The sequence below is a fragment of the Methylomonas methanica genome (assembly GCF_001644035.1).
Lineage (GTDB): Bacteria > Pseudomonadota > Gammaproteobacteria > Methylococcales > Methylomonadaceae > Methylomonas > Methylomonas methanica_A.
Window position 1 is genome coordinate 14,155 of record NZ_LUUG01000059.1, and the last position, 24,534, is coordinate 38,688.

The following is a 24,534-nucleotide window of genomic DNA, read 5'->3' on the forward strand; positions in this document are numbered from 1 at the left end:
TGGCTCTGGTTAGGAAATAGTGGTCTAAAAATTCCGAATTGCCAGGATTTTAGGGCGTGCTGTGATGGAGTTGGCATAACCGAATTCGACTGTTGCGCCGGTTTTATTGCCTGACTATCCCAGGCTATTTGTGTAAAATTCCGCCACTTTTTAATACAGACAGCGCAGGCAGCAGCATGAGTAAATCCATTGTCCTTACCGGTATCACCACCACCGGCACGCCGCATCTCGGCAATTACGCCGGGGCCATTCGGCCGGCAATCAATGCCAGCAAAGACGAGCATGTCAGACCATTTTATTTCCTGGCCGATTACCATGCGCTGATCAAATGCAACGAGCCGGCGCGGGTCAAGCAGTCCAGTCTGGAAATTGCCGCGACCTGGCTGGCGCTGGGTTTGGATACCTCTAACGCGGTGTTTTATCGGCAGTCCGATGTGCCGGAAATCCTGGAACTGACTTGGATGCTGACCTGTGTTACCGCCAAAGGCTTGATGAACCGTGCGCATGCCTATAAAGCTGCGGTTGCCGAGAATGAAGAGACCGAAGGCAACGACCCGGACAAAGGCATCACGATGGGCTTGTTCAGCTATCCGATCCTGATGGCGGCGGATATTTTGATGTTCAATGCCAACAAGGTGCCGGTCGGTAAAGACCAAATCCAGCATATCGAAATGGCCCGCGACATTGCCAGCCGCTTTAACCATATCTACGGCGAACATTTTGTCTTGCCGGAAGCGGTGCTGGATGACAATGCCGCCACCTTGCTGGGTCTGGACGGTCGGAAGATGAGCAAAAGCTACAACAACACCATCCCCTTATTCGAGCCGGAAAAGAAACTGCGCAAGCTGATCAACAAGATCAAAACCAACTCGCTGGAACCCGGCGAACCTAAAGATACGGAGGGTTGCACCTTATTCGGTATTTATCAGGCCTTCGCTAATAAGCACGAAATCGATGCCATCCGCCAACGCTATGCGGAAGGCATAGGCTGGGGCGAGATGAAGCAGGTGTTGTTCGAGAAAATCAACGATGAAATCGCCCCGGCCCGTGAGCGCTACGAAGCTTTAATGGAGGCGCCGGAGCACATCGAGCAACAATTGCAGGAAGGCGCCGAGAAAGCCCGTGCCATCACCCGGCCGTTTATCAATACCTTGCGAGAAGCGGTGGGGATTTCCAGATTGGCGATATAACGGCACCAAGTCTGTAGAGACGCAAAATCTTGCGTCTCTAGTTCACTCCCAATAGGGCTGGTCTATAGTCATATCGACTGATACTTGCTCAAGGATGATCGCAGCCAATGTCCATTATCGTCATCTACATCATCAAGCTACTCTTGCTGCCGCCAACTTCCCTGGTAATCCTAGCGCTGGTTGGTATGTTTCTGGACCAACATAAATGGGGTAAGCGCATGACGATAGTCTGCCTGACACTGTTATGGTTACTGAGCTTGCCGATTGTGGTTAAGCAATGGGCCTTGCTGTGGGAGCGGGTTCCGCCTCTCTCTAGCCAAGCCGTGCAGCAATTCAAACCGCAAGCCTTGGTAGTGATAGGCGGCGGCATCGAAACGTCTGCACCGGAGTATCCTGGGCAGGTCACTTTACATGTCAGAACCTTGCTGCGCGTGCGCTATGCTGCCAAGTTGTCCAGGGAGTTGGGTTTGCCGATTCTCGCATCCGGGGGCGGTATGCTGGAGCAGGATGACGTTCCAGAAGCGGTTTTGATGGCGCAAACCCTGAGCAACGAATTTAAAACTCCTTTAGCCTGGCAGGAACCTCGCAGCAGCAATACGGCCGAAAATGCCCGCTTCAGCCGCGAGCTGTTAAAGGAATTTGGCATCAATAAAATCGTGTTGGTTACCCAGGCCTACCATATGCCGCGCGCTGCTATGGAGTTTCGCAAAGCCGGTTTCGATGTCTTGCCTGCACCGACGGCGTTTATTGGTCACGCAGGCGAAACCCGCGTGTTGGATTGGTTGCCGTCCCCGACCGCTTGGTCTAACAGTTTTTTGCTGGCTCATGAAATGATCGGCATGTTGTGGTACCGCATCCGCTACTGATTTATTAACCCGGCTCTATTTAACACTGGTGTTCCGTTCGACAAGTTCAGGGCGAACGGTCATTAATACCCGCTGGCGCTGCATGGCTCGCTCATCAACGGCGCGGACGCGTGGCAATTGGCTATAATGCCAACCAGCTTTGCTTAATTGATTTCATCATGCCCAAATCAGCCACCAAGGAGGGTCTCCGTCGCGCAGCGGACGCACCGCCGTTACCTGCCAACCCCTGGCGTTTCATCCTATTCTGTCTAAAGCCATTCCGTTGGCTGTTGTTGTTGATGCTGATACTGGAAACCGGTCAGGCCGCCGGCAGCATTCTGGTGCCGTATGCGATTAAAGCCTTGATGGACGCGGTCGCCAGTCAGCCCATGCCGGTTGGCGATTGGCTGGAGACTTTCAAACAGCCTTTACTACTACTCGCCGGCCTGAACCTGGCCGAGATTATTTTCAGCCGTAGCAGCGGCGCGGTGCTGATCATCATGGGACCGCGTTTGCGGCAAGGCACGGCGCGGTCTTTGTTTGCGTATCTGCAAAACCACGCGCCGCGCTATTTTGGCAATCATTTCGCCGGCGCGCTGGCGCATCGCATCAGCGAAACCGCGATGAGCGTCAATCATACCACCTGGTCCATCATATGCGATTTCTGGCCTATTGCCGTTACATTCACCGTATCGGTGACGCTGTTGCTAGGTGTGCATCAAGGCTTGGGTTTGTTCGTAGCTGCCTGGGTGTTGATGTACGTGCTGATCTCGTATTGGCTGGCGACCCGCTGCCAACCCTACGCGCAAGATTTTGCAGCTACCCGCAGCATGGTCAACGGCAAGATCGTCGATGCGGTGACCAATATCATCAACGCCAAGCTGTTCGCGCGGTTGCAGCATGAGCGCGAGTATCTCGACGGATTTCTGGCTAGCGAATTAAAAAGTGCCCGCCGCACGTTTTGGTATATGGAACGGGTACGCTGGTTTCAATTTACCGCCGCTGCGATCCTGAAAATCGGCACCATCGGCTACGCCTTGCAACTTTGGCAAGCCGGCGAAATCAGCGTCGGCGCTTTTGCCATGAGCACCGGCTTGGCGATATTAGTGATCGGCGACGCCCGCAATTTGAGCCGGCGCTTTCTGGAGTTTTTTGAATACGTCGGCAACGTCGCCAACGGCGTGGATACCATCATCCAGAGCCATGAAATCATCGACGTGCCGGACGCCAAACCCTTGCAAATCAGCCAGGGCCGCATCGAATTTAAAGACGTTTGTTTTAGCTACGAACCTGGCCGGCAGGTGTTTGACAGACTGAATGTGGTGATTGAACCGGGGCAGCGAGTGGGTTTGGTCGGCTTCTCCGGCTCCGGCAAATCCACCTTCGTAAACTTGATCCTGCGCAATTTCGAACCGCAAGCCGGGCAAATTCTAGTGGACGGCCAAGATATTCTGCTGGCAACCCAAGATTCCTTGCACGCGCAAATCAGCCTGATTCCGCAAGATCCCAGCCTGTTTCACCGCAGTCTGAAAGAAAATATCGGCTATGGCAAACTGGATGCCGACGACGCGCAAATCAGCATCGCCGCCAAACTGGCGCATGCCGAAGAGTTTATCGCGGCCATGCCCGAAGGTTACGAATCACTGGTCGGCGAGCGCGGCGTGAAACTGTCCGGCGGCCAACGCCAACGCATCGCCATCGCCAGGGTGATGCTGAAAGACGCGCCGATTCTGATCTTGGACGAAGCCACCTCAAGCCTGGACTCGATCACCGAAAAAACCATCCAGGAAAACCTGGACCGCGTCATGGGCCGCAAAACCGTGATCGCCATCGCCCACCGCCTGTCCACCATCGCTCATCTGGACCGGGTATTAGTCTTCGATCAAGGCCGGATTGTCGAGGATGGCAGTCATCAGGAGCTGCTGGATAAGCAGGGGTTTTATTATCGGCTGTGGAGCATGCAGGCCGGTGGGTTTTTGCCGGATGAGGTGGTTTAGCGGCGATTGTAATGGTCAACAAAAACCGAACACATGTTTAGGCCGCCGTTCTATAAAACCCCCTCTCGAATTCGAGAGGGAACTGATAGCCCAATGTTGAATGTGCCCGGCGGCCATTATAAAAAGCCAAATAATAGATCACGCTCAATTTTGCCGCGATTTTGGTTTTGAATTTTTCATAGTTGAGTTGTTCATGCTTCAAGCTGCGAAAAAATCGTTCGGTCGGCGAATTGTCCCAGCAGTTACTCTCCGCTCGAACCCAGCGTCCCAGGGCACTTAATGATACCTGATTACCCACGACCCGCAGCAACTTCGAAGTATCGCGCGAGTCCAACGAAAACCTTAACCCGCCTGGAGAAGTTGCAACCATTCCTATATCGAATCGTTGTCGAAAATGCCGTCATTGCATGTGGCATGATGACGATTCCGCCATGCTTTTCTTGCGCGATGCGCAAGATATCTTTTAGATTTTTGTCTGACTTTTCGAGCTGTTTGGCGGCGTTCACTCTCGGGTAAGCGTATTCGTAAAACCTTCGATACTAAGGTGGCTGCTAAGCGTTATGAGGTAATAGTTCAATCTCGTGTTGCTGTTGATCCTGGTTACACGTTGCCGAAAAAGGATACCCGTAAGCTTTCAGACTTCGTCAATCTTTGGTATCAGTCTACAGGCCAGTTGCTCAATTCAGGTCAGGATAGCTTTCAGCGTATGATTCAAGCTAGTGCAAAAATGGGTAATCCCGTTATGACCGTTTTTAAACCTGTTGTTTTTATTGAATACCGTTCGGCTCGTATCACTGAAGGTACAAAACCGGCGACACTCAACCGCGAGTTACAAACCTTTAAAGCGGTTTTTAATGATCTGATTCGTTCTGGCCAATATGAGGGTAAAAACCATTTTTCAGCGATAAAGCAAATTCGTCTTTCTGAGCCTAAAACTGTTTTCTTATCAACTGACCAGATAAAAAAGCTCTTTTCTTATCTCGAAAAAAGCGAATCTGATGCTTATCTGATAGCGTTGGTGTGCCTGGCTACAGGTGCCAGGTGGGGTGAGGCTCAAAGCCTGGCTTTATCAGATTTGTCTAACAATATGGTTCATTATCATGAAACCAAGTCTAAAAAATCTCGATCGGTGCCTATCTCTGAGGCTCTTTATAAGCGTCTACATGATCGCTTAATTCTCGACCGGCTGACTGATAGCTATTCGACATTTACACCCAGGCTTTATGAGTCGGGAATAAATCTCCCTGAAGGTCAGCGAACCCATGTTTTAAGGCATACGTTCGCCTCACATTACATGATGAATGGCGGTAATATTCTTGCGCTACAAAAGATTCTAGGCCATTCGTCATTAAACATGACAATGAAGTACAGCCACTTGGCTCCTGATTATTTACGGGAAATTTTACAAACTAATCCGGCGTTGACACTTTGTTGACACTGCTACCAAACAGGCAAAAAAAAGCTGTAAGGCGTAAACCTAACAGCTTGATTTTACTAGTCATTCGATGGTGGGTCGTGTGCGATTCGAACGCACGACCATCGCATTAAAAGTGCGGTGCTCTACCGGCTGAGCTAACGACCCTGATTGAGCCGCCCATTATACTTAAAATTATCTTCTTTGCAACGATTAATTGTAATAATTACAAAAATTCGGGAGTCGCTATTTTTGCCGAAAGACTTTTTCGAGTTTCCCCCGCAGGAAAAATCGGCAAAAACGACTCGAACGCTTATGCCTGCGGCGCCCCGACTCGTCCGCGCTATCTCGTTCCGACCCAGCAAAGGGCGGAACATAGGCTCTCTGATGACTTAACCCCGTACCGCGATGCCTTTGCAGGCTTTCTCCACTTAGCTATGAAAACCCGTCCGGCGCTAAGGCTATCAGGGACTAAAAATGTTCACTTCGCTCGCGCTCCGTTTCAAATATATTCAGCGAGAGCACTCTTACTGCAAATTAAATCAGGCCTTCTCATTCCTTCACCGGCCTTTTTTCCAACTTTCTTTGCAATGTTCTTCTGTGCATATTCAACGCTCTGGCGGCGGCGGAGATGTTGCCGTCGTGTTGCATCAGCACTTTTTGTAAATGCTCCCACTCCAAGCGCTTAACCGATAGCGGATTGTCACTAATAGCTACAGACGCATCACCTTCGTTTTTGTATAAGGCACTGACAATCTCATCGGCGTTGGCCGGTTTGGTCAGATAATGGATCGCGCCCAATTTTATAGCCTCCACCGCAGTGGCAATACTGGCGAAGCCAGTCAACATGACGATTTGGGTATTGTCATCCAAGGAAATCAATTTCTTGACCATTTCCAGACCGGAATCGAAACCGATCCGTAAGTCGATTACCGCATATTCAGGCTCGGTTTGTTCCGCCAGCTTCATTGCCGTATCGACATCGTTGGCGACGGTCACTTGAAAATTGCGCTTTTCCAACGCCGGCTTCAACACCGAACAAAAGGTGACATCATCATCGACCAGCAGTAAATTGGGTTTATCCATAGGTAATTCGTTCATGCGTACTCTCCTTAGCTAATAGCGGCAAACTGATCTCAACGCAGGCACCGCCCGACTCTAAATTACTGAACTGTATTTTACCGCCGAGTCGCTTGATAGTGGTATAGGTCAAGAACAAGCCAACACCCATGCCTTGCTTATTGCTCTTGACCGGTTGATGCCCGGCAAACTCAATAAATTCGGCGGGCAGGCCTGGTCCAAAATCCCGGATTTTCAGGTTTAGCGTTTCCTCATCCCATTCCACATGAAACTCGATGCCTGCATCGACCGGCGACGCCTCGGCAGCATTATTCAAGATATTGATGATGGAGTGAGTCACGGTGCGCTCCGCAATCACGCGCGCCTCCATATCCACATTCGGCGAAATAAATAGTTTGAGCCGGGTAGCGGCTTTATGCGTACGCCACTGGCCCAGCACTTCATCGATATACTCGCTCACCAGCATCACCTTGCCGGATTCCGCCCGCATCTCGCCGGCAGAGGCCGACATCACCGACAAGGCCTGTTTACAGCGATCAATCTGCTGCTGAACGATCACCAGCTTCTGATGCATATCCGGGTAACGATGCTCCGACAACTCTTCCGCCATTTCATGCGTCAATATTGCAATCGTGCCCAGCGGCGTGCCCATGTCATGCGCCGCACTAGCTGCCAAGGTACCCAAAGACACCACCCGCTCATCGCGTAATGCACTCTCGCGGGCGTCGGCCAAATTGCGCTCTCGTTCCTTCAAGGTCTTGGACAGTTCGACCACAAAAAACGCTACCAGTCCGGCGCTAAACACAAAACCAAACCACATACCAAATACATGCAGATTGAAATAGCGCCTGTCGTTCATCAAATGCATTTGCAGACTCATTTCCGGCGTCATCTCCGCCATCGCCGGATGTGCCATATGCGGCTCTACGGCCGGCAAGGGTACGTTGTAGGCAATCAACACCGTATAGACACAGGATGTAATGATCACCATATTCCAGGCGTAAGCTTGCGGCAGCATGATAGCGGTAACAATCAAAGGTAATAGAAATACCCAAATGATCGGATTTGACGCGCCACCAGTGAGATAAAGCAAATAGGCCAGCGCCAACACATCCATGCATATTTGCGAAAAAATCTCGTGCTCGGTGACCTCTTCCGGAGTTCTCAGCCGCAGCCAGGTGTATAGATTGAGTATGGAAATCGCAAAAATCGCCAGCCACAACTGATTTTGCGGCAAATTGATACCTAAGCCGTTCACCGCGATAAACACCGCGACCGTGACGGCAAACAGCATTAAATTCCTAAGGATGTATAACCACCGCAGGTTTTCCCGAATGGAAATTTCGGCTTTGGGCAGAATGTGTGAAAGCATAGAAACAACACTAAATTTAAGAAAGCGTCGCAGCGATATACGACCGCCGTTCGCTTAACATGATGGAAAGCCGATCAAATTTGGATGCCGGTCACCGGAGTATTCTCAATCGACTTTCGCGAGTCAAACCGTCACCCTGTTTTATTCGCCAAATATTAACTGCTAGTCTTCGGCGAACAAAATTGAGCTAGCCAATTAATAAGAACTAAAGAAAAATCCACGAGCTAGTCATTTCGAAGCAAGCGGCACGATCTCACGAATCATGCCCCTAAAAAATAGTGCGGCATATCACGCATTAGCCAAACGCCAACCGCCGTTTTTATCCACCCATCTCATGCTCAGCCAATACCAGAACGTCATGGGCAGCATCATCGCGAACCATTCCCAGTCGTCTATTAAAAATAACTTGGCAACCCAGCCGTTGCCGTCGAAATATAGCGGCCAAGGCACACAGTAAACGGTAAAAACAATACTACTCCAGATCAACAGTAACGCGCCTTTGCGGGTTTCTATACTGGATAGGGCCAAGAACACCCACAGCGGGGTTTTATCGGTTTTTTGCATACATCTCTCCACTGAAAAATCTCGTGCCAACCCAATTAGCGGCGCAACAACCTAACAATAAATGACTAGAAAAGAAAGAAATTCCTGATCAAATCCGCCAAAACAAAATTCACCACCAAACCCTGATTAATCACCAATAATTGAACTGTGTTATATAAAACATAGTTCTGAGCTATTTCACTGAGTTTCGCCCGAGACTCAGTCAAGCCACCCCAAGCAAAATAAGCCGTAATACAATGAAATATATATGCTTTATTAAACTGGCCCATTATTCGCTTTAACTAGTGCGCTTGCTTCGTGGTTTGCTCTCCGAAAAGCGGTTAGTAGTTATCTATCCCTGCCATGTCTGCCGCTGGCGTAATTAGCAAATCTCTGGAAGCAAGAATTGCCACACCCGTCGTGAGGCGGGGCCGGAAAGCCGCGGTTCTTAAAATAATAAGAAAGCCAGGCTGCTAGCTGCTGTGGGTGATAGCCATTCTATTTTTAATAAATTGGCGAGTCATTGAGGGCATTTACTTCTGCGCTTACTACTTTCTTTCGAGGGAAATAATGAAAAATTTTGCAAAAATAGTTGCTGCATCGACTACTCTGGTGGCGTCTCTAGCCATGTCTCCAACCGTATTCGCTCATAACAGCTACAACGTGGGCGGCTACGGAAATATTAGCCCTACCGGAGGCACCGCCGGACTTCCAGGCGGCACATCGGGCGCCAATGCTATCGCCCAAACCTTGGCGGGTAATCAAGCCGTTTGGACGAACGGACCCATTTCTCCGTGGCTGGACTCCAGCACAACGCTGACTTCCATAGGCTACTTGGGGCTACACAATAGAACCACTACGCGCATAGTCGAGACCGGCAACTATTGCGGCGGCACGACAACAGCGGATTGCGTCGGCACGGCAAATACCAATACAAACAGCCTGCTAAGACAAGTCTACAACTACAACCACAACGCAGCCAACGCCGGTAATCAGTTACCTACCGATGTTCAGTTTGCGGTTGGCGCCAACTCCTGGCAAGCCGGGGTTTCTGCCGCCAATACCGGTTTGGATTTCGCCAATGTTCACACCAGCACTGGAAGTGGCAATCCGGAAGCTAACCTGCTGACTGCCGGTCCGCTGTATTTGAACATCACCTTGGAAGACGATTTGAGCGACATCGCTCTCGGCTCTCAGAAATTGGCATTTTCGGTGTATGGCGGTTGGGCACAAGGCCCAGGTTTAACCGGGTTGACATTGCTGACCACGCAATTGGCAGCCAATGCCGGCGATAGCTTCGGTGTAAGTTTAGCGTTGCAAGGTTATGAGTTTAATGGAGCAGGAACTGGCGGGGAATACACCATCGCAATAGGCGACCAAAGCGCAGCTGGCGGCAAATACAAGCTGACACTGACTACCAACGCAGTGGCGCAGTATGCCAACAATATCGTGGTCGCTTCCGTTCCAGTCCCAGGCGCAGTCTGGCTGTTTGGCAGCGCATTGGCAGGTTTCGTTGGTTTTGGTCGTCGTAAAACAACTGCGGCTTAATCAACAAGTAGGTATCCGCGTTATGGAAAATGCGGATACTTTGTCTTTTTATGTGATTATTTTGGGAAGAACAGTATGAATAGAAAGCTTCATAAAGCGATTGTCGGCATTTTGGGCACCGTAGCTTTGGCTGCATCATCGCACGCGAATGCATTGGGTGTTGCTGAAGTAGATTTAGGTACTTTCACTGGAAGCGCCTTGGCAGGAACCAGCACTGCCGGGAAAAAGTCATGGGCAGATTCTATTTCCGGATCTAATGGTTTTGGCTGGGTGCATACCGGTTCTACCTTCGCCAAGTTGCAAGTGGGTTCGGCTGCGCAGATCGCCAGTGGCGCGACGGTAAATTTGACTATTAAGATGACTGCGGCCGCCACTAATGGCATCGATAATCCAGCGTTTTCAGTTTGGACCAGCGGCACCAGTGATTTTAACTTATCCGCAGGTGGTTTTGGCTTGCATACATACTCTCAAGTTCGCGGCCCGGCGGATGGCGGTGTGTCGGATAACGCCTCGTTAGGTAACATTGGCATCACTGACTTCATCGGTTACAGCAATTCCGGTGGTTCGTTTACCAATGGTGATGGTGACGCTGTCGGTGCGGGTGGTGTTTCTTCATCGCCATGGGTTTCTGCTATCGCCTCTTCTTGGGCAAGCGGCGCTGATTTCTCGTCTTTGACATTAAGCGGACTAAAATCGGGATATTATCTGATTGCTGCGGGTGGCAGTTGTTTCGACGGAACGTGTGCGGCGGGAAGTAGCTTTAATTTGGAAGTGACTGCCGCTCCCGTGCCTGTTCCAGCTGCTGTTTGGCTGTTCGGCTCGGCAATGGCGGGTCTCATTGGCGTCGGTAAACGCAAACGCTCAGCATAAATGAAATAACGGTAAATAGGATCGCCCTGAAGAAAAGGGGCATAAGTTTTAATACAGGAGTTTTTAAAACGCAGGAATGTTAACGGATTAACCAGTGTATGGAAGCATTCAACCCCGAATTACGGCATGAAGCCGGTTCGGGGTTTTTTATGGCTAAAATTATGAGTAGCCCAAAATTCATCCTGATTAGTTTTACGGGTAGCTGCGAACCAACGCACCTATTAACAATTGAAATACTGAGCGATTACGCGCTCTTTTTAAAGACGATGGTATCTTTGGCGTTGAACTATGTCGGCTTTACTCGTGGCGAAGGCTCTACTGCTGTTGCATCGGTTTACAGAACGCTGAAGCAAGTCATGCTCAATGTCCGCGTATTTGTCACGGAGAAAACAGAAGTGACGGATTTTATCCAACCGAGCGATAGCGTTGGATCATCAAAACCGCGATTTACGGGCGCCATGGTTGATAAGCCACGAATACACTTTGAGCGAAAAAGGCGATTTAGTGATTACCGACGATGACAACCCGATGGCAAGTTTGCAAATTAGAGCAGTGGAGCGGTGTCTGCAAAAGCTCTTGAAACGGCTACCACCTGACTTGTTGATCTTATAATGTCTACTTCAGTAAAACCTAACCGCAATGCGCCCTGCCCCTGCGGCAGTGGCAAAAAATACAAAGTATGCTGTGCAAATCGCGAATCACAGGATGCCACTAAATCGGCAGTCGACTTGCAATGGCTACATAGTCAAGCTCAGCTGGCTGTTGCTGATTCTAATTTCGCTGATGCCGAACAATATTTCCGTCAATTGAGCGTATTAAAACCCAGCGACGCCTACTATCGCGCCAGCCTTGGTCAGGCTTTGTGTTGGTTGAAGCGTAAAAAAGAAGGCGTCGGGCAACTGCTGCAGGCGGCGCGTTTGCTGGAACGGCAAGTGAGTAAAAGCCGTGATCCCCGCTTTCTAGTGGAGCTCTCCAGCCAGCTCATGCACTGGGGAGAAGCCGGAATGGGAGAAAAGCTGGCTCGCTTGGCAGTCGCGTTAGCGCCCAATTCGCCAGTCACGCTGAATAATCTAGCCCTGTGTTTGACTCGAATTAACCGTAATAAAGAAGCTTTACCGATTGCCCAGAAGGTTTGTCAACTACTTCCCGACCACCCGGGATGCAATATTGCGTTGGCGATCTTGGAAGCACAATTGCTGGAGCGTGAGCAAGCGCTAAATCGATTGGACAGAGTCATTGAACGCAACGATGACCCGGAACAAACCGCACGGGCCTGGCTGGAAAAGGCCATCATATTAGACAAGCTCGGTCGATTCGACGAAGCGTTTACCAGTATGGGCATGGCCGGAGACAAGCACGCCGCAATCTCCCCCTTTAACCCGGAACAGCGCGAAATGATTTTCGATACCTTGGATCGTAATCGCGGCGGATTCGATCAAAACCTGTTACAACGTTGGCCAGTGGAATCGTTGATCGATGATGGCTTGCCCGCTCCGGCGTTTTTATTGGGTTTTTTGCGTTCCGGGACAACGTTGACTGAACAGGTACTCGGCTCTCACCCGAAGCTGCTTGCAACCGATGAAAGCACTATCGTCCATGAGTTGACACAGGAACTTGAACGGATAAGTGGCGTAGTTGGCAATCACGCCAAGGCTCTTCGCTCCCTGACAAATAATCACATCAAGCAATTGCGCCAGTTTTATTGGCGCCGGATGCGCGAAGAATTCGGCGAAGACGTCATGCGCCGCCAGGTAGTGGACAAGAATGCGCTGAACACTATTGATCTAGGCGTGATCAGCGTAGTGTTTCCCGAAGCCAAAATTCTATTTGCTTTGCGAGATCCGAGAGACGTCTGCCTGAGTTGTTTCATGCAGGCATTTAGCCCATCTCCAGCAACTATTAATCTATCGTCGTGGAGTGGCATCGCCAGACAGTACACCGCAGTGATGAGCTATTGGCTTGAAATCAGAGACCTTATTCAACCCGCTTTCCTGGAGTTGCGTTACGAGGATACTGTCACCGATTTCGAAGCGGCTTATCAGCGAGTTTTCGAGTTTTTAGGTGTGGAATGGCATGCTTCGGTTAACAAGTTTCACGAACGCGCTAAGGGGCGTTATATTTCAACACCCAGTTTTGCCGCTGTTTCGCAACCCATTTATAACTCGTCGCTTAATCGCTGGGTGAATTATCGAAATCATTTCGATACCATCAGTTTGCAGTTGCAGCCCTTTATTGAAGCATTCGGATACGCTGTCAATCTCGGCTAACTCCAGGTTCTAAAATATACGAAGGCGAGGCGTATGGCGATCTCCGATTTGAACCAATTGCCCCACTGCAAACAAAATCTCACAGTTCCGCAAGCACGGATAACGCTTCTTGAATATTGCTGACCGCATGGATTTGCAAGTTCTTCACCGCATCCTTGGGCTTATTGCTTTTCGGGATGATCGCTCGCTTGAAACCGTGCTTGGCGGCTTCGTTAAGGCGAGCATGACCGTTGGCAACCGGGCGAATCTCGCCGTTTAAACCCACCTCGCCGAAGAAAACCGTATCGTAGGGAATGATGCGGTCGCGTAGACTGGAGACCACGCCAATCATGATCGCCAGGTCGCTGCTGGTTTCAGTGACTTTAATGCCGCCGACCACGTTGGCGTAAATCTCGTCATTGCCGGTGAATATCCCGCCGTGGCGCGACAACACCGCCAACAACATGGCCAGCCGGTTTTGATCCAGGCCCACCGCCAGTCGGCGCGGATTGCCGTACTGGCTTTCCGTAACCAGCGCTTGAATCTCCACCAGCAAAGGCCGGGTACCTTCCCATAATACGGTCACCACACTGCCCGGCGAGGGCTTTTCGGCGCGGGATAAAAACATTGCCGACGGATTTTTCACTTCCTTCAAGCCGCTGCTTTCCATCGCAAAAAAGCCCAGTTCGCCGACGCTGCCGAAGCGATTCTTGTCGGCGCGCAACACTCTAAAGCGCGAATCGTCTGTGGACGACAACACCACTTGGGCATCAACGATGTGGCTTAAGGTCATCGGCCCGGCCAACGATTGATCCTTGGTGACGTGGCCGACCATGAAAAACGACACGCCGGTGCGTTTGGCGTATTGCGTCAGATAGCTGGCCGACTCGCGCACCTGCGACACCGAACCGGGCGCCGAATCGGAATCTGCGGTATACATCACCTGGATCGAATCGATGATCACCACCTTGGGCTGCTCTTCGTCCAGAATCTGGCAAATCTGCTGTACCGAAGTTTCGGCCAGCATCTTGATGCCGGCGGTATTCAGTTGCAGACGATGGGCGCGTTCGGCGATCTGTTGCAGCGACTCCTCACCTGAGACATATATCACCTGCAATTGGTGGGCGATATGAGCGATGGCTTGCAGAAGGATGGTACTCTTACCGGCACCCGGCGCGCCGCCGATCAACACCACGCTGCCGGTGACGATGCCGCCGCCCAGCACCCGATCGAATTCGGCCAGACCGGTGGAAATCCGCTCGGCTTGCGCCAAATTGACTTCCGACAACAAGCGCACTTCGCTGCGGCTACCGGCATAACCGGAATTATCGCGCGCGGTCTTACCACTACCCAGCTTCACTTCCTTGATACTATTCCAGGCCCCACACTGATTACATTGCCCGGACCAACCGGGATAATCGGCGCCGCATTCGGTACAGACGTAAGCAGATTTTGATTTTTTTGCCATTGGGATAAAGAGATTTAGCTATTTAGCCACAAGCCAGCCAAGTCATAGCTGAGTTGCTGGTGGTGTTTGATTGCGAGCAAATACACTGCGTCGGTCGGTAAGTACAATAGTAAGTAGTCTTCCATAATATATTCGCGGATTGCCAAGTAGCGGTCGGCGAGTCGTTCTGTCACGCTCATTGCTTCAACCGATTCGGGGCTATGGAGAGCAAACAATCGGCCCATTTCCGGATACCGCTCAAGATTAGGGATGACGGGATCGTTCAAGCTATCCAGCAACCGGTCGTAAGCCTGCGGAAAATTGTTCGTTTGCCAAAAGTCGTCGATGTCTTGCAAGTTGGCCAGGAAGTTGTCGGTAAAGCGTACCCGCATCGGTCAAACGGATGCGGATTTGGTCCGACTTTGTTTAATCTGCTTTAAGGCTGCGCGGGCATCCTGGTGGCGGCCCGCCTCGACATCGGCTAGTCCGCGTTCGATTTCATGAAGTAACAATAAGTGGATATGCGCACGTTCCAGGCGATGGTAGTGATCCAAGCGTTCCGCGCCGATCAACGCGGCCACGCCTTCGCCGTTTTTGGTAATAATTTTTTCTTTACCGGTTTGCACTTCGGTCACTAAAGCGGATAACTGGGTCCGCGCCTCGGAAAACGGCACTATGTCGGCGGCAGCAATACTCATGGCGACTCCTGATTAGCTTGCTCAAAATTTCGCTCAATATTATGATCTTTGGACTGATTTGCATAGCGAAACCTTCCGGTTTATCTCATCTTCTGCTGCCTATCTTTAACACACCAGCTTGACCACACATTTGGCGCTGTAGCGATTGGCTATGTGCCGGAGCTTACGAGTGATTAATGGTCAGGCGTTTTAAATCTGTTGCTATCGAGCCGTTGTGGTCTATCGCCCAATTTGATTCAATGGCAACAGTCTGGCCGTTACCGGCCATTATTTCTCCGCCGAATGATATACAGAATGGAAGATCATATGCAGACCAATATAAATTATCGTGCCAAAGATCATTTTTCGGTAGATATACGGAAACTATCTATTTCTTGTTAGAACTACGGAATGAGCACATGAATCGGTTCCTTAATATGAAGTCGCTGACCCTTGTATTGACCATCATCAGCGTCATAATCCCGGTTTGGATTTGGCGTTCCGATTTGGAATCGCGCTCATTGCAACTGCGGGTAGCCTCCCAGGTTAATCTACAGCCTGACAACGTCGGATCAATAAGCGGATTGCAGGTAGCAGTAGACGGCGTCCCGTTGAAGTCGCCATATTTGACGGTGCTCGAGCTTTCAAATGACGGTGACAAACCAATTCCTTCTGTAGATTTCGAGGCTCCATTAGAGATTCGCCTTGCGGAAGGATCTGTTGTCGCCAGAGCCCAAGTCACGGAAACAAAGCCAAAGGATATCGAGGCTTCTTTGTCTTGGGAGACCCAGGCCATAAAAATCAAGCCGCTCCTGCTCAATCCGAAAGACATCGTCACAGTTTCTGTGCTTACCTCGGGAAAAAAGCCTGAGTTCGGCGCCCGATCACGGATCGCCGGAATATCAGTAGTTCCTATTGATGAAAATGTTGGCTACGCCTCACGATCTCAAAAAGCGGTGATGCTCTTCTTTGCGGCCTTGCTCTTATTCGTAGCTTCGGATATCACGAACTCCGGGGTGATGAGCAGCGAACCTATACGCCTGAGAAAACGGGCAGCAATACTTGTTTCAACTACAACCGGTCTCATTGGAGCCGCAGTTTTCATCGGCTTTCTCGACACGATTGGCGTCACCGAGATGTCGTTAGTTGTACTCGCGTTCGTCGGAATGGTGTTTGCGTCAATTGTGCTATCCGTGTATTGGAACTGGAATTCAAAGTCAATTGAGCAAAAATGAAAGAAGTTCTGCCCGCACTAACACTCTGGTCAACCGGACAACCGAAAGCGGGGCACCTCTTCGAACGAGCCGCCTCGCGCGGTTGCCGGTTACCTAAACGTTAATCTTTCATTCAAAAATCCACCACGATAGCGGGATAAACAACGTTTGGCCGAAAACGTTATTCAGGAAGATCTGAGTCGGCACACACCCGAAATGTTTGTCAGTAAAACACCCTAAACAAGCGCTGAATCTGTCCAAATTCGTACAGATACGGTTGCGCCACATCCCGGTTGGCGGCGACCACGATCAGGTCGTGGGAGAATACCGAGGTGTTGTACCAATTGAAACTGCCGTCGATGACGATGTAATCGTCGATCACGCAATACTTGCTGTGGATGGGCGAATACGGCACCGGCAAGTCGTCTTGCCCATAGACCAATCCCACCCGAATCCCGGCGTCGCGCAAACGTTGCACGGCCGGCAATAGCGGCCGGGCCAGTTCATCGGCCATGCTACGTTCAACGCCGATTTTGCCCTGCCGCGCCAGATGGCCGTTGAACAATAATTGCACATCCACACCACGGTCGCGGGCCTGGATCAAGGCATTGACGACGCTGTCGTGATGGTCGCCTAGCAAGTCGCCGATTAAAAACAAACACAGTTTCAGGGAACGGCGCGCGCGGTGAATTTCTGCCAATATGGCGTGATGCGGCCGATAGGGCCGGCCATTGGCCATGGTTTGCCGGCCGAAGGTATACAGCAGATTGAACGGACTAAGTGGATCGATACCGTATTTTTGAATCACCCCGCCACGCTGGCTCTGGAAAATGTTATCCAGCAAGCGGCATACGCCTTTGGAATGAAAACTCATCCCCGATTCCCAATTGGCCCACCAGCGATCGAAGGTGATGTTGAACGAGCCGATGATGCAATCGTCGTCGTTGAAGATCACAAACTTGGTGTGCATGTCCGGCTCCACTTCGATCAAGTGGTGTTTGGGTGTGCAAAACACCCCCACCAGTTCAATGCCGGAACGCTTCAGGCGCGCATAATTCTGGCTATTGGTCAGTGTCATCTTCCGCCAATCGACAATACATTGCACCCATACGCCCTGCTGACTGGCGTGTATCAAATGGTTGATAAAATCGCCGTCGTCTATGCAATCGACGCTGACTTTGATCGTGCATAAGCGGTCCGGCTGACTGTGTTTGGCCGCGATCACCTTATCGATATGGTCGTGAATAAAGCGCTTGGGATGATAAGGATGAAACTGCTGGCCCTTGGTAAATTTGGGCGTCAGTTGCAAGGAATCGAAATGATGGTTGTACCAGTCCACATCGCTTTGCAGTTGGCCGGGGTCCAGCTCGTAACTGCGGAAATGGTTGGGCGTCGCCCAATGCTCGTTAATGTGGCGTTGCTGCGGATGATTGTCCCGCAACTGGTCGCCGTCCATAAAAATATAGTCGTGCCGCGAGGCAATCGAATGCTCGCCCAAATGCACGATAAACGAAAATTTGATGCAGCTGATCTTGCCGAACTGCCCGGAGTAGGGCATCACATAAAAATCCCGCGTCGAGCGTTTGTGCTTATCCCATTCCACATCGTAAGCATCAGTATCAACGATATAGGTTTCGCAAATCGACTCCCGATACACCTTCAATACCACCTTCAAATTGGCGGCAATGCCGTGCGACATGTCGAAATCTATCTTGCCCCAGCGGACGTCGAAGGTTTCCCTAAAATCGTTAGTGCGTTGGAAACAACCGCCCAGTTTGCCAAATACCGGTTTGGCGTAGTGTTCTGCTACTTGCATATGGTGCTGCCTAATTAAACAAGCTTTATTTTAATTGTAAAATCGCCTTAGCAATTCAGTCTATAGCGGCTCAAAGGTCATCAGATAGCCGCAATGATCGGATACCGACCCGTAATCCTGCTCGGTGAATACGGTCCTTGCCGAGCAGGCGCGCAGGCCGCTGTCCTTGTCCATAAAAATGTAATCGATTCGATAATCGTCGGCCAGATAATCCCGCCAATGCGCATCGTTCACCCGAAAAATTTGTTGAAACAGTGCCGGTGCGTTCGCGGCCAGATATTGATCTTCATACTGATGGCCGTTAACCACCAATTCGTAACCGGTCGAGCCGGCGGCGATATTGAAATCACCGCACAGCAAGGTCGCATCCACGTCTGCGCTGCGTTTGCCGTCCGCCCAGGCGGATAGGCGTTGAAACTGTTGCTGGAAGCCGTCTTCCCACCAGCTCAAATGTGCGGAAAACACATCGAGAGTACCGATATACGGCACTTTGATACGCGCCGACACCACTTTACGGGAATGGATGCTGTAGGCATCGTGGCTATCCGATACGTAGCGGGCTTCTTGCTCAGCCAGTGGATATCGACTGAGGATAGCCACGCCTTCGCGGAATTTATCGAAGCCCAAGTGCGACCAGTCCGTGTAGAGATGGAAAGGCTTAGGCAAACGCTGGTTGATGATATTCGCGGAATTGGACGGCCAATCGCCGCGCCCGTCATTCCAATACTCGGCCACTTCCTGCAGGCAGACTATATCAGCGCCCAGTTCGTCGATAGCATTGGCGATTTGCCAAAACTTCCGGTCTTGCTCGTCTTCCTGGTAGCAATGCAGATTCAAAATCAGCAGCCGCAGCGGCGTGCGGCTCAGGGCGTAATTTTGGCCGGCGTTGTTATCCCACAGCGTCTGCTCCTTGTTTTCGCAGCTGATGCTGTATTGCAGACGAAACGCATCCCCCACCCTGATCCGCCCGCTCCATACGTGAGCGAGATGCAAGCCGGCGTAGACGGCTTTATTGGCCGATTTTCTTTGCGCCTGGCGGCGACAGCTGGTCGTATGACTGTGTTGCCAATTGTCGATAGTCCAATGTATCGTCACATGGTCTATTTCCAATGCGGCATCCACCGCCAGCTTGATCGGCACGGAATGCTGACCGCCCTGAAGTTGTTCGGCGTGGCTCAATTGCAGTATGGCTGCGGCACCGGTCAACCTGCCGCCGCAGCCGGCACCGCTGAAATAGTCGCCGCCTTCGTTGTTGTCCCAATACTCGCTGCCGGCTGCTTGCAGCCGCAAGGCAAAACGAATGTCGCCGGGTATATCGGCATGCGCCTGCGGCGGAAATACGATTTCGGCTTGCCAATACTCCTGCCCATCATTCGCCTTACGGTTGAATAAGGCCGGTAAAAAGTGCCAGACGCCGTCTTCGCCGGCCCAAACCACTTCCACCTGCTTGTGATAATCCAGGTCTGCGACTCGCATAAAAAACAGCAAGGATTGCTGACAGGCGGCGGCCTTGCCGGTGACGTTATTGGCTACATACAACAATTGGATGTTATCCATAGCTCCCCCTGGAGGTTGGTTAGGCAGTGCCCAAAACAAGCGTCTGTCTAGGCGGCATAATGGCGAAAATCAATGTCCGGAAAAATATCGTCCATGATCTCCAGCGCTGTCAGATAGCGTTCATCAATACGGTTTTTGCGGATCGCATCGTGCAGATAATTAAAACGGGCCAAATGATCGGTGATGCGTTTGCGCGCGTAATCGATCGTGGTGCCGGCCTTCATGATAAACGGCCAATCGGAAGACTGCGCCAGCAACAGTGATCTGGCTGCCTGATTTAAAGCACGTTGCTGCAAATCACTCACGCCAAAGCCGCGCAAATCGCCGGCCAGCTTTTCCATCTCGGCGGCAGCCTTGTGCAACAAGGGATAAATCCAGTCGTTACTTTCGTTCAGCCAGTAACTGGAATAACCATGTTCGCCCCAACTGGAAGCGGCCGGCGTGGCCTGCACGTGCTGCAAAGGTAATTGCAAATAATCGCCGCAACTGACCATCTGGACACCGTTTTCGCTGCTCGCCGCCAAACGCAACACCTGTTCCAGCCATAAAGGCCCTTCGAACCACCAATGCCCGAATAGTTCAGCATCGTATGGTGCAACGATAATCGGCGCTTGCGGCATTTCCGCAGTCAACGCATCGATTTGCTGTTGGCGGCGCAAGATAAAATCCTCGGCATGCCGGCGCGCCTTCAGTCTGGCCAGTTCCGGCTGATAAACCTGCTTGGTTTGCTTGGCGCCGGTGATGCGAAAATACTTGATGCCGGTGTTGATCCGGGTTTCGCCATCCAAAATATAAGGTGCGATATATTCCAGGGGCAGATCGAAACCGATGTCGCGATAATACTCGCGGTAATCGCCATCGCCCGGGTAGCCTTCCTCGGCGCTCCACACCTGCCTGGACGACGCCGGATCGCGGCCGAACGCCGCCACGCCGTCGCCGCAATTCAGCGGCGCATACACACCATAGCGCGGCGACTGGTCGGCGTCCATGATCGCGTGACTATCGACGAAAAAATAATCTATGCCTTCAGCTTTCAGCACCTGTTCCAGGCCCGGATAATAACCGCATTCCGGCAACCAAAATCCACTGGGCGCAAAGCCGAAGTGGCTCTTGAAACTGGCGATGCCAACGCCGATTTGATTGCGCACCGACACCGGGCTGACATTCAGCAGCGGCAAAAAACCATGGGTCGCTGCCGTAGTAATCAATTCCAGGCAGCCCGCGCTGTGATGGCGTTGAAACGCCGTCAGCAAATCGCATTGATAGCGGTGCTGGTAACGATACAAGGCATCCTGAAACCACTGCATATACATCTGCGCCAGCGGCTCGAACTGCGGTAGCCGGTGGGTGCGCTCCAACTCCCGCTCCGCCAGTTCCAACCGGCCTTGCAGATAATGCAGATAGCGGTTTTGCAGCATCGGATCGCGCAGCATCGTCATTAACGTCGGCGACAGGGACAATGTCAGCCGGTACGGCACTTGATCGACATGCAGGCGTTCCAACATCGCCAACAAGGGCAGATAGCATTCGGTAATCGCTTCGAACAGCCAGTTTTCTTCAAAAAAACTGTCGTGCTCGGGATGATGCACATAGGGCAAATGGGCATGCAAAACGATGCTGAGATAGCCTTTGTTCATCGCGGAATTAATTTTGTTGGCCGGACGCGGTTACGGCAAGCGCCGAAGACGCTTGAGAAGACGGTATTATAAACTGCGCCATCGCCGGCGACAGTCTTTCCGTCATCGGCGACACTTGCGGCGCTGTAGCCGCAGCCTGCGAATAAGCCAATGGACTGAATTCCTGCTCTGCGTTTAGCCGGCCTATCGCCACCTGGTAAATGCCGGCGATGCAGGCATTGCCGCTGGGCAGCGTAATCTGCTGCTGGCTGCGTTCGGCGGCAACCGGCACATCGAACCAGGTCTTGACTGGTTCGGCCGGCGACGAGACCGCTCCGGCCGGTGCTGGGTGGCTGTAGACGCGCAAGGTCAAAGGCTGGGCATCTGCTGCCGGATCTACCAGCGGCGTAGACGTCTGCGCCGCGTCATCAAGCTGCCAGTAAACATGCAAGTGTTCCGGATCGACCGGCAAGGCAACCAGCTTGGCGCTTTCAACTTTGGCTACGACGATTTCCTGCCGCGGGGCAAACTCCCGATTGATCTGCTGACTGATGCTTAACAGCTCTTGAGGCGAAAAGCCGGTACTCGTCAACCGCGCCGCGCCAGCTCTGAACCGGCGTGGGGCAAAGCCCCGGCTAATCTCCAGGCTAATAGCCCGCATTTCCTCCGCAGAGAGCGGCATGCGGGCTTGAGACTGTGAGGAGGAAAAGGCCATCGGCAATGTTAACGGGTCGGGTGACTAGGTTTTATCCTGTGGGTAGCGGACATTCCGCGACGTATCGCCGCAGCGACTAGGGTTTATAGACTCTAACCGTTGTCGATTATTTACGCAAGGCGTAGGCCCGCAGCCCTTATATGCAGTAAAATCAGCGCCAATTCACAGTTTCTCGGTAAAGGGCATGCACAAACCATACAGTTTAAAGTCAGGGAGTCCCTATCCTCACGGCGCCAAGGTTAGCGAGGGCGGCGTCAACTTCTCCATCTCCAGCCGCCATGCGACGGATGTGGAGTTGCTGTTATTTTCCGAGTCTGACAGCGTAAAACCCTTACAAGTCATACCCTTACAAAAAGATAAAAACCATACATTTTTCTCCTGGCATGTGTTTGTCGAAGAACTGCCGGTTGGCACCTGGTACGCCTGGCGCATCGACGGCCCGGACAATACCCGCGAGTCGGGCTTGCGTTTTGATCGCGAAAAATTATTACTGGACCCTTGGGCACGCGCTATCAGCGACAAGCTATGGAACCGCGCCGCCGCCTGCAAGCCCGGCGATAATAGCCAGCATGCCATGCGCGCGGTGGTGGTCGATGACCGCTACGACTGGGAAGGCGACACACCGCTGGCCATTCGCAGCGAAAAAGCCATTATTTACGAATTGCATGTCGGCGGCTTTACCCGCCACTCCTCTGCCAAGGTTAAACACCCCGGCACTTTTATCGGCCTGATCGAAAAAATCCCTTATCTGAAAAAGCTGGGCATCACCCATGTCGAGCTGCTGCCTATCATGGCCTTCGATGAGCAAGACGTGCCACCGCACACCGCCGATCTGGGCTTGAAAAACTATTGGGGCTACAGCACGCACAGCTTCTTTAGCCCGCATCCCGGTTATTGCGTCACACCGGAGCAAGGTACGCATATCCGCGAGTTCCGCGATCTCGTCAAAGCGTTGCACAAGGCCGGCATCGGCGTGATCATGGACGTGGTGTTCAATCACACCTCGGAAGCGGGCGCCGATGGACCGGTCATAAATTTCAAAGGCATTACCGGCAACAGCTTTTATTTAACCGACAAGCACGATAAACGCATATTTCACGACTACACCGGCTGCGGCAACACCGTCAACGCCAATCACCCGCTGGTGACCAACTTCATCATCAGCTGCCTGGAATACTGGGTGCGGGAAATGCATGTCGATGGCTTTAGATTCGACCTTGCCAGTGCGTTGGCGCGCAGTGAAGACGGCAGCGTACTGCAAGATCCGCCGCTGGTCTGGGGTATCGAATTGTCCGAACAACTGGCTAGAACCAAGCTGATTGCGGAAGCCTGGGACGCGGCGGGCCTTTATCAAGTCGGCAACTTTCCTGGCTATCGCTGGGGAGAATGGAACGGCCGTTACCGCGACGTGATTCGCCGCTTCCTGCGTGGCGATACCGGCATCATCAGTGAAGTAGCTACGCGCATCTGCGGCAGTAGCGATCTCTATCAACATCAGCATCGCTTGCCGATCAGCGGCATTAACTTTGTCACCTGCCACGACGGTTTTACCTTAAAAGATCTGTTCAGCTACAACGAGAAACACAACACCGCGAACGGCGAAAACAATAGGGACGGTTGCAGCAATAATCTCAGCAGCAACTGTGGCGCGGAAGGCCCGACACCCAACCCGGCCATATGCAGACTGCGGCGGCAACAGGTGAAAAACGCCTTTGCGGTTTTGCTGCTTAGTCATGGCGTACCTATGCTGTTGGCCGGCGACGAATTTCTGCACACCCAGCAAGGCAATAACAACTGCTATTGTCAGGACAACGAATTGAGCTGGCTGAACTGGGATAAAGCCAAGGAAAATGCCGACGTGCTACATTTTGTGCAGCAGATGATCCGCTTGCGCAAACGCCATCCCGCCTTGATGCGCAGGAACTTCCTCACCGGCCGAAAAATGGAAGGCAAAGACATGGCCGACATCAGCTGGCATGGCCTGGAGGTTGATCAACCGCCGCGTTGGGACGACCCGAACACCCGGATTCTGGCGTTTACGCTGGCGGCATTAGGCAAAGATGAAGCAGACCTGCATGCAATACTGAACATGTCCGACAGCAAACACAGCATGCAGTTACCGGCGGTTGAAGGCAAAAGCTGGTGCTTGGCCGTGGATACCGCGCAAACGTCGCCCAAAGATATTGTGGAGCCTGCGGAGCAAAAAGCGCTGAGTAAACCCTGGTATATCGTGGAGCCGCATTCGATTGTGGTATTCGAAAGCACCACTCAAGCCGGTATCGAGGATGGGGATAGCGTAACAAAACGATCCGCGAACTTCTTCAGCAAATTGACCGGCATCAAGTTACTCGACCAGCCTGCGACGGAAATACCGACAAATTAATGGG

General features: G+C 51.8%; 21 protein-coding genes, 1 tRNA gene and 1 riboswitch. Of the genes, 10 read left to right on the forward strand and 12 right to left on the reverse strand.

What is annotated here, in order from left to right:
* Window positions 1-176 precede the first annotated feature (176 nt).
* From A1332_RS08315 to A1332_RS08325, 3 genes are all read left to right on the forward strand, one after another.
* Window positions 177-1,190 carry a tryptophan--tRNA ligase gene (locus A1332_RS08315; RefSeq protein WP_064008037.1) on the forward strand — a complete coding sequence of 338 codons (1,014 nt, stop codon included), beginning with the start codon at window positions 177-179 and terminating at the stop codon, window positions 1,188-1,190.
* Window positions 1,191-1,297: 107 nt separating this feature from the next.
* Entirely contained in the window at window positions 1,298-2,056 is a 759-nt protein-coding gene (locus A1332_RS08320; protein ID WP_064008038.1) for a YdcF family protein, read from the forward strand.
* Window positions 2,057-2,214: 158 nt separating this feature from the next.
* The gene (locus A1332_RS08325; RefSeq protein ID WP_064008085.1) at window positions 2,215-4,032 is read left to right on the forward strand and encodes an ABC transporter ATP-binding protein; all 1,818 of its coding nucleotides are present in this window, start codon (window positions 2,215-2,217) and stop codon (window positions 4,030-4,032) included.
* A 37-nt stretch (window positions 4,033-4,069) separates the two neighbouring features.
* Here A1332_RS08325 and A1332_RS26500 read toward each other — a convergent pair whose 3' ends face one another.
* Window positions 4,070-4,402, reverse strand: a complete 333-nt coding sequence (locus A1332_RS26500; RefSeq protein ID WP_082879599.1) for an integrase core domain-containing protein — start codon at window positions 4,400-4,402, stop codon at window positions 4,070-4,072.
* Between the two features lie 174 nt (window positions 4,403-4,576).
* Between A1332_RS26500 and A1332_RS08335 the strand changes: the two genes are divergently transcribed.
* Entirely contained in the window at window positions 4,577-5,467 is an 891-nt protein-coding gene (locus A1332_RS08335) for a tyrosine-type recombinase/integrase (RefSeq protein ID WP_082879600.1), read from the forward strand.
* 71 nt (window positions 5,468-5,538) lie between these two features.
* Here the strand turns inward: A1332_RS08335 and A1332_RS08340 are convergent.
* From A1332_RS08340 to A1332_RS08355, 4 genes are all read right to left on the reverse strand, one after another.
* Window positions 5,539-5,614: transfer RNA gene (locus A1332_RS08340), tRNA-Lys, on the reverse strand.
* Between the two features lie 384 nt (window positions 5,615-5,998).
* Window positions 5,999-6,547, reverse strand: coding sequence for a response regulator transcription factor (locus A1332_RS08345; RefSeq protein WP_064008041.1), 549 nt, complete (start codon window positions 6,545-6,547; stop codon window positions 5,999-6,001).
* Window positions 6,525-7,898, reverse strand: coding sequence for an ATP-binding protein (locus A1332_RS08350; protein ID WP_064008042.1), 1,374 nt, complete (start codon window positions 7,896-7,898; stop codon window positions 6,525-6,527). The genes A1332_RS08345 and A1332_RS08350 overlap by 23 nt, the downstream gene beginning before the upstream one ends.
* Window positions 7,899-8,186: 288 nt before the next feature.
* Window positions 8,187-8,462 carry a hypothetical protein gene (locus A1332_RS08355; protein ID WP_064008043.1) on the reverse strand — a complete coding sequence of 92 codons (276 nt, stop codon included), beginning with the start codon at window positions 8,460-8,462 and terminating at the stop codon, window positions 8,187-8,189.
* Between the two features lie 377 nt (window positions 8,463-8,839).
* A riboswitch (cyclic di-GMP riboswitch) is annotated at window positions 8,840-8,919 on the forward strand.
* 92 nt (window positions 8,920-9,011) lie between these two features.
* Here A1332_RS08355 and A1332_RS25945 point away from each other — a divergent pair.
* From A1332_RS25945 to A1332_RS08380, 4 genes are all read left to right on the forward strand, one after another.
* Entirely contained in the window at window positions 9,012-9,989 is a 978-nt protein-coding gene (locus A1332_RS25945; protein ID WP_231890244.1) for a hypothetical protein, read from the forward strand.
* Window positions 9,990-10,064: 75 nt separating this feature from the next.
* Window positions 10,065-10,859, forward strand: a complete 795-nt coding sequence (locus tag A1332_RS25615; RefSeq protein ID WP_064008046.1) for a hypothetical protein — start codon at window positions 10,065-10,067, stop codon at window positions 10,857-10,859.
* 98 nt (window positions 10,860-10,957) lie between these two features.
* Window positions 10,958-11,380: a hypothetical protein gene (locus A1332_RS08375; protein WP_064008047.1), complete on the forward strand. Its 423-nt coding sequence runs from the start codon at window positions 10,958-10,960 to the stop codon at window positions 11,378-11,380.
* Between the two features lie 90 nt (window positions 11,381-11,470).
* The gene (locus tag A1332_RS08380; protein ID WP_082879601.1) at window positions 11,471-13,126 is read left to right on the forward strand and encodes a tetratricopeptide repeat-containing sulfotransferase family protein; all 1,656 of its coding nucleotides are present in this window, start codon (window positions 11,471-11,473) and stop codon (window positions 13,124-13,126) included.
* A 79-nt stretch (window positions 13,127-13,205) separates the two neighbouring features.
* Here A1332_RS08380 and radA read toward each other — a convergent pair whose 3' ends face one another.
* Genes radA through A1332_RS08395 form a run of 3 tightly spaced genes read right to left on the reverse strand, consistent with a single transcriptional unit; the run spans window position 13,206 to window position 15,250 of the window.
* Entirely contained in the window at window positions 13,206-14,573 is a 1,368-nt protein-coding gene (radA, locus tag A1332_RS08385; protein ID WP_064008048.1) for a DNA repair protein RadA, read from the reverse strand.
* A gap of 14 nt (window positions 14,574-14,587) precedes the next feature.
* A complete protein-coding gene (locus A1332_RS08390; protein WP_064008049.1) occupies window positions 14,588-14,944 on the reverse strand; it encodes a type II toxin-antitoxin system RelE/ParE family toxin in 357 nt (118 codons plus the stop codon).
* A 3-nt stretch (window positions 14,945-14,947) separates the two neighbouring features.
* Window positions 14,948-15,250 carry a type II toxin-antitoxin system Phd/YefM family antitoxin gene (locus tag A1332_RS08395; RefSeq protein ID WP_064008050.1) on the reverse strand — a complete coding sequence of 101 codons (303 nt, stop codon included), beginning with the start codon at window positions 15,248-15,250 and terminating at the stop codon, window positions 14,948-14,950.
* 398 nt (window positions 15,251-15,648) lie between these two features.
* On the opposite strand from A1332_RS08395, the gene A1332_RS08400 reads away from it, so the two are divergent.
* Window positions 15,649-16,464 carry a hypothetical protein gene (locus tag A1332_RS08400; protein ID WP_157203971.1) on the forward strand — a complete coding sequence of 272 codons (816 nt, stop codon included), beginning with the start codon at window positions 15,649-15,651 and terminating at the stop codon, window positions 16,462-16,464.
* A gap of 202 nt (window positions 16,465-16,666) precedes the next feature.
* On the opposite strand, the gene A1332_RS08405 is transcribed toward A1332_RS08400, so the two are convergent.
* From A1332_RS08405 to A1332_RS08420, 4 genes are read right to left on the reverse strand one after another with little or no spacing between them, the layout of a single operon-like run.
* Window positions 16,667-18,259, reverse strand: a complete 1,593-nt coding sequence (locus A1332_RS08405; protein WP_064008052.1) for a phospholipase D-like domain-containing protein — start codon at window positions 18,257-18,259, stop codon at window positions 16,667-16,669.
* 60 nt (window positions 18,260-18,319) lie between these two features.
* Window positions 18,320-19,816, reverse strand: a complete 1,497-nt coding sequence (locus tag A1332_RS08410) for an endonuclease/exonuclease/phosphatase family protein (protein WP_064008053.1) — start codon at window positions 19,814-19,816, stop codon at window positions 18,320-18,322.
* A 47-nt stretch (window positions 19,817-19,863) separates the two neighbouring features.
* Window positions 19,864-21,453, reverse strand: coding sequence for a glycoside hydrolase family 57 protein (locus A1332_RS08415; RefSeq protein WP_064008054.1), 1,590 nt, complete (start codon window positions 21,451-21,453; stop codon window positions 19,864-19,866).
* 7 nt (window positions 21,454-21,460) lie between these two features.
* Window positions 21,461-22,114: a DUF4912 domain-containing protein gene (locus A1332_RS08420; protein ID WP_064008055.1), complete on the reverse strand. Its 654-nt coding sequence runs from the start codon at window positions 22,112-22,114 to the stop codon at window positions 21,461-21,463.
* A gap of 217 nt (window positions 22,115-22,331) precedes the next feature.
* Between A1332_RS08420 and glgX the strand changes: the two genes are divergently transcribed.
* Window positions 22,332-24,530, forward strand: coding sequence for a glycogen debranching protein GlgX (gene glgX, locus A1332_RS08425; RefSeq protein ID WP_064008056.1), 2,199 nt, complete (start codon window positions 22,332-22,334; stop codon window positions 24,528-24,530).
* The last annotated feature ends 4 nt before the right edge of the window (window positions 24,531-24,534 follow it).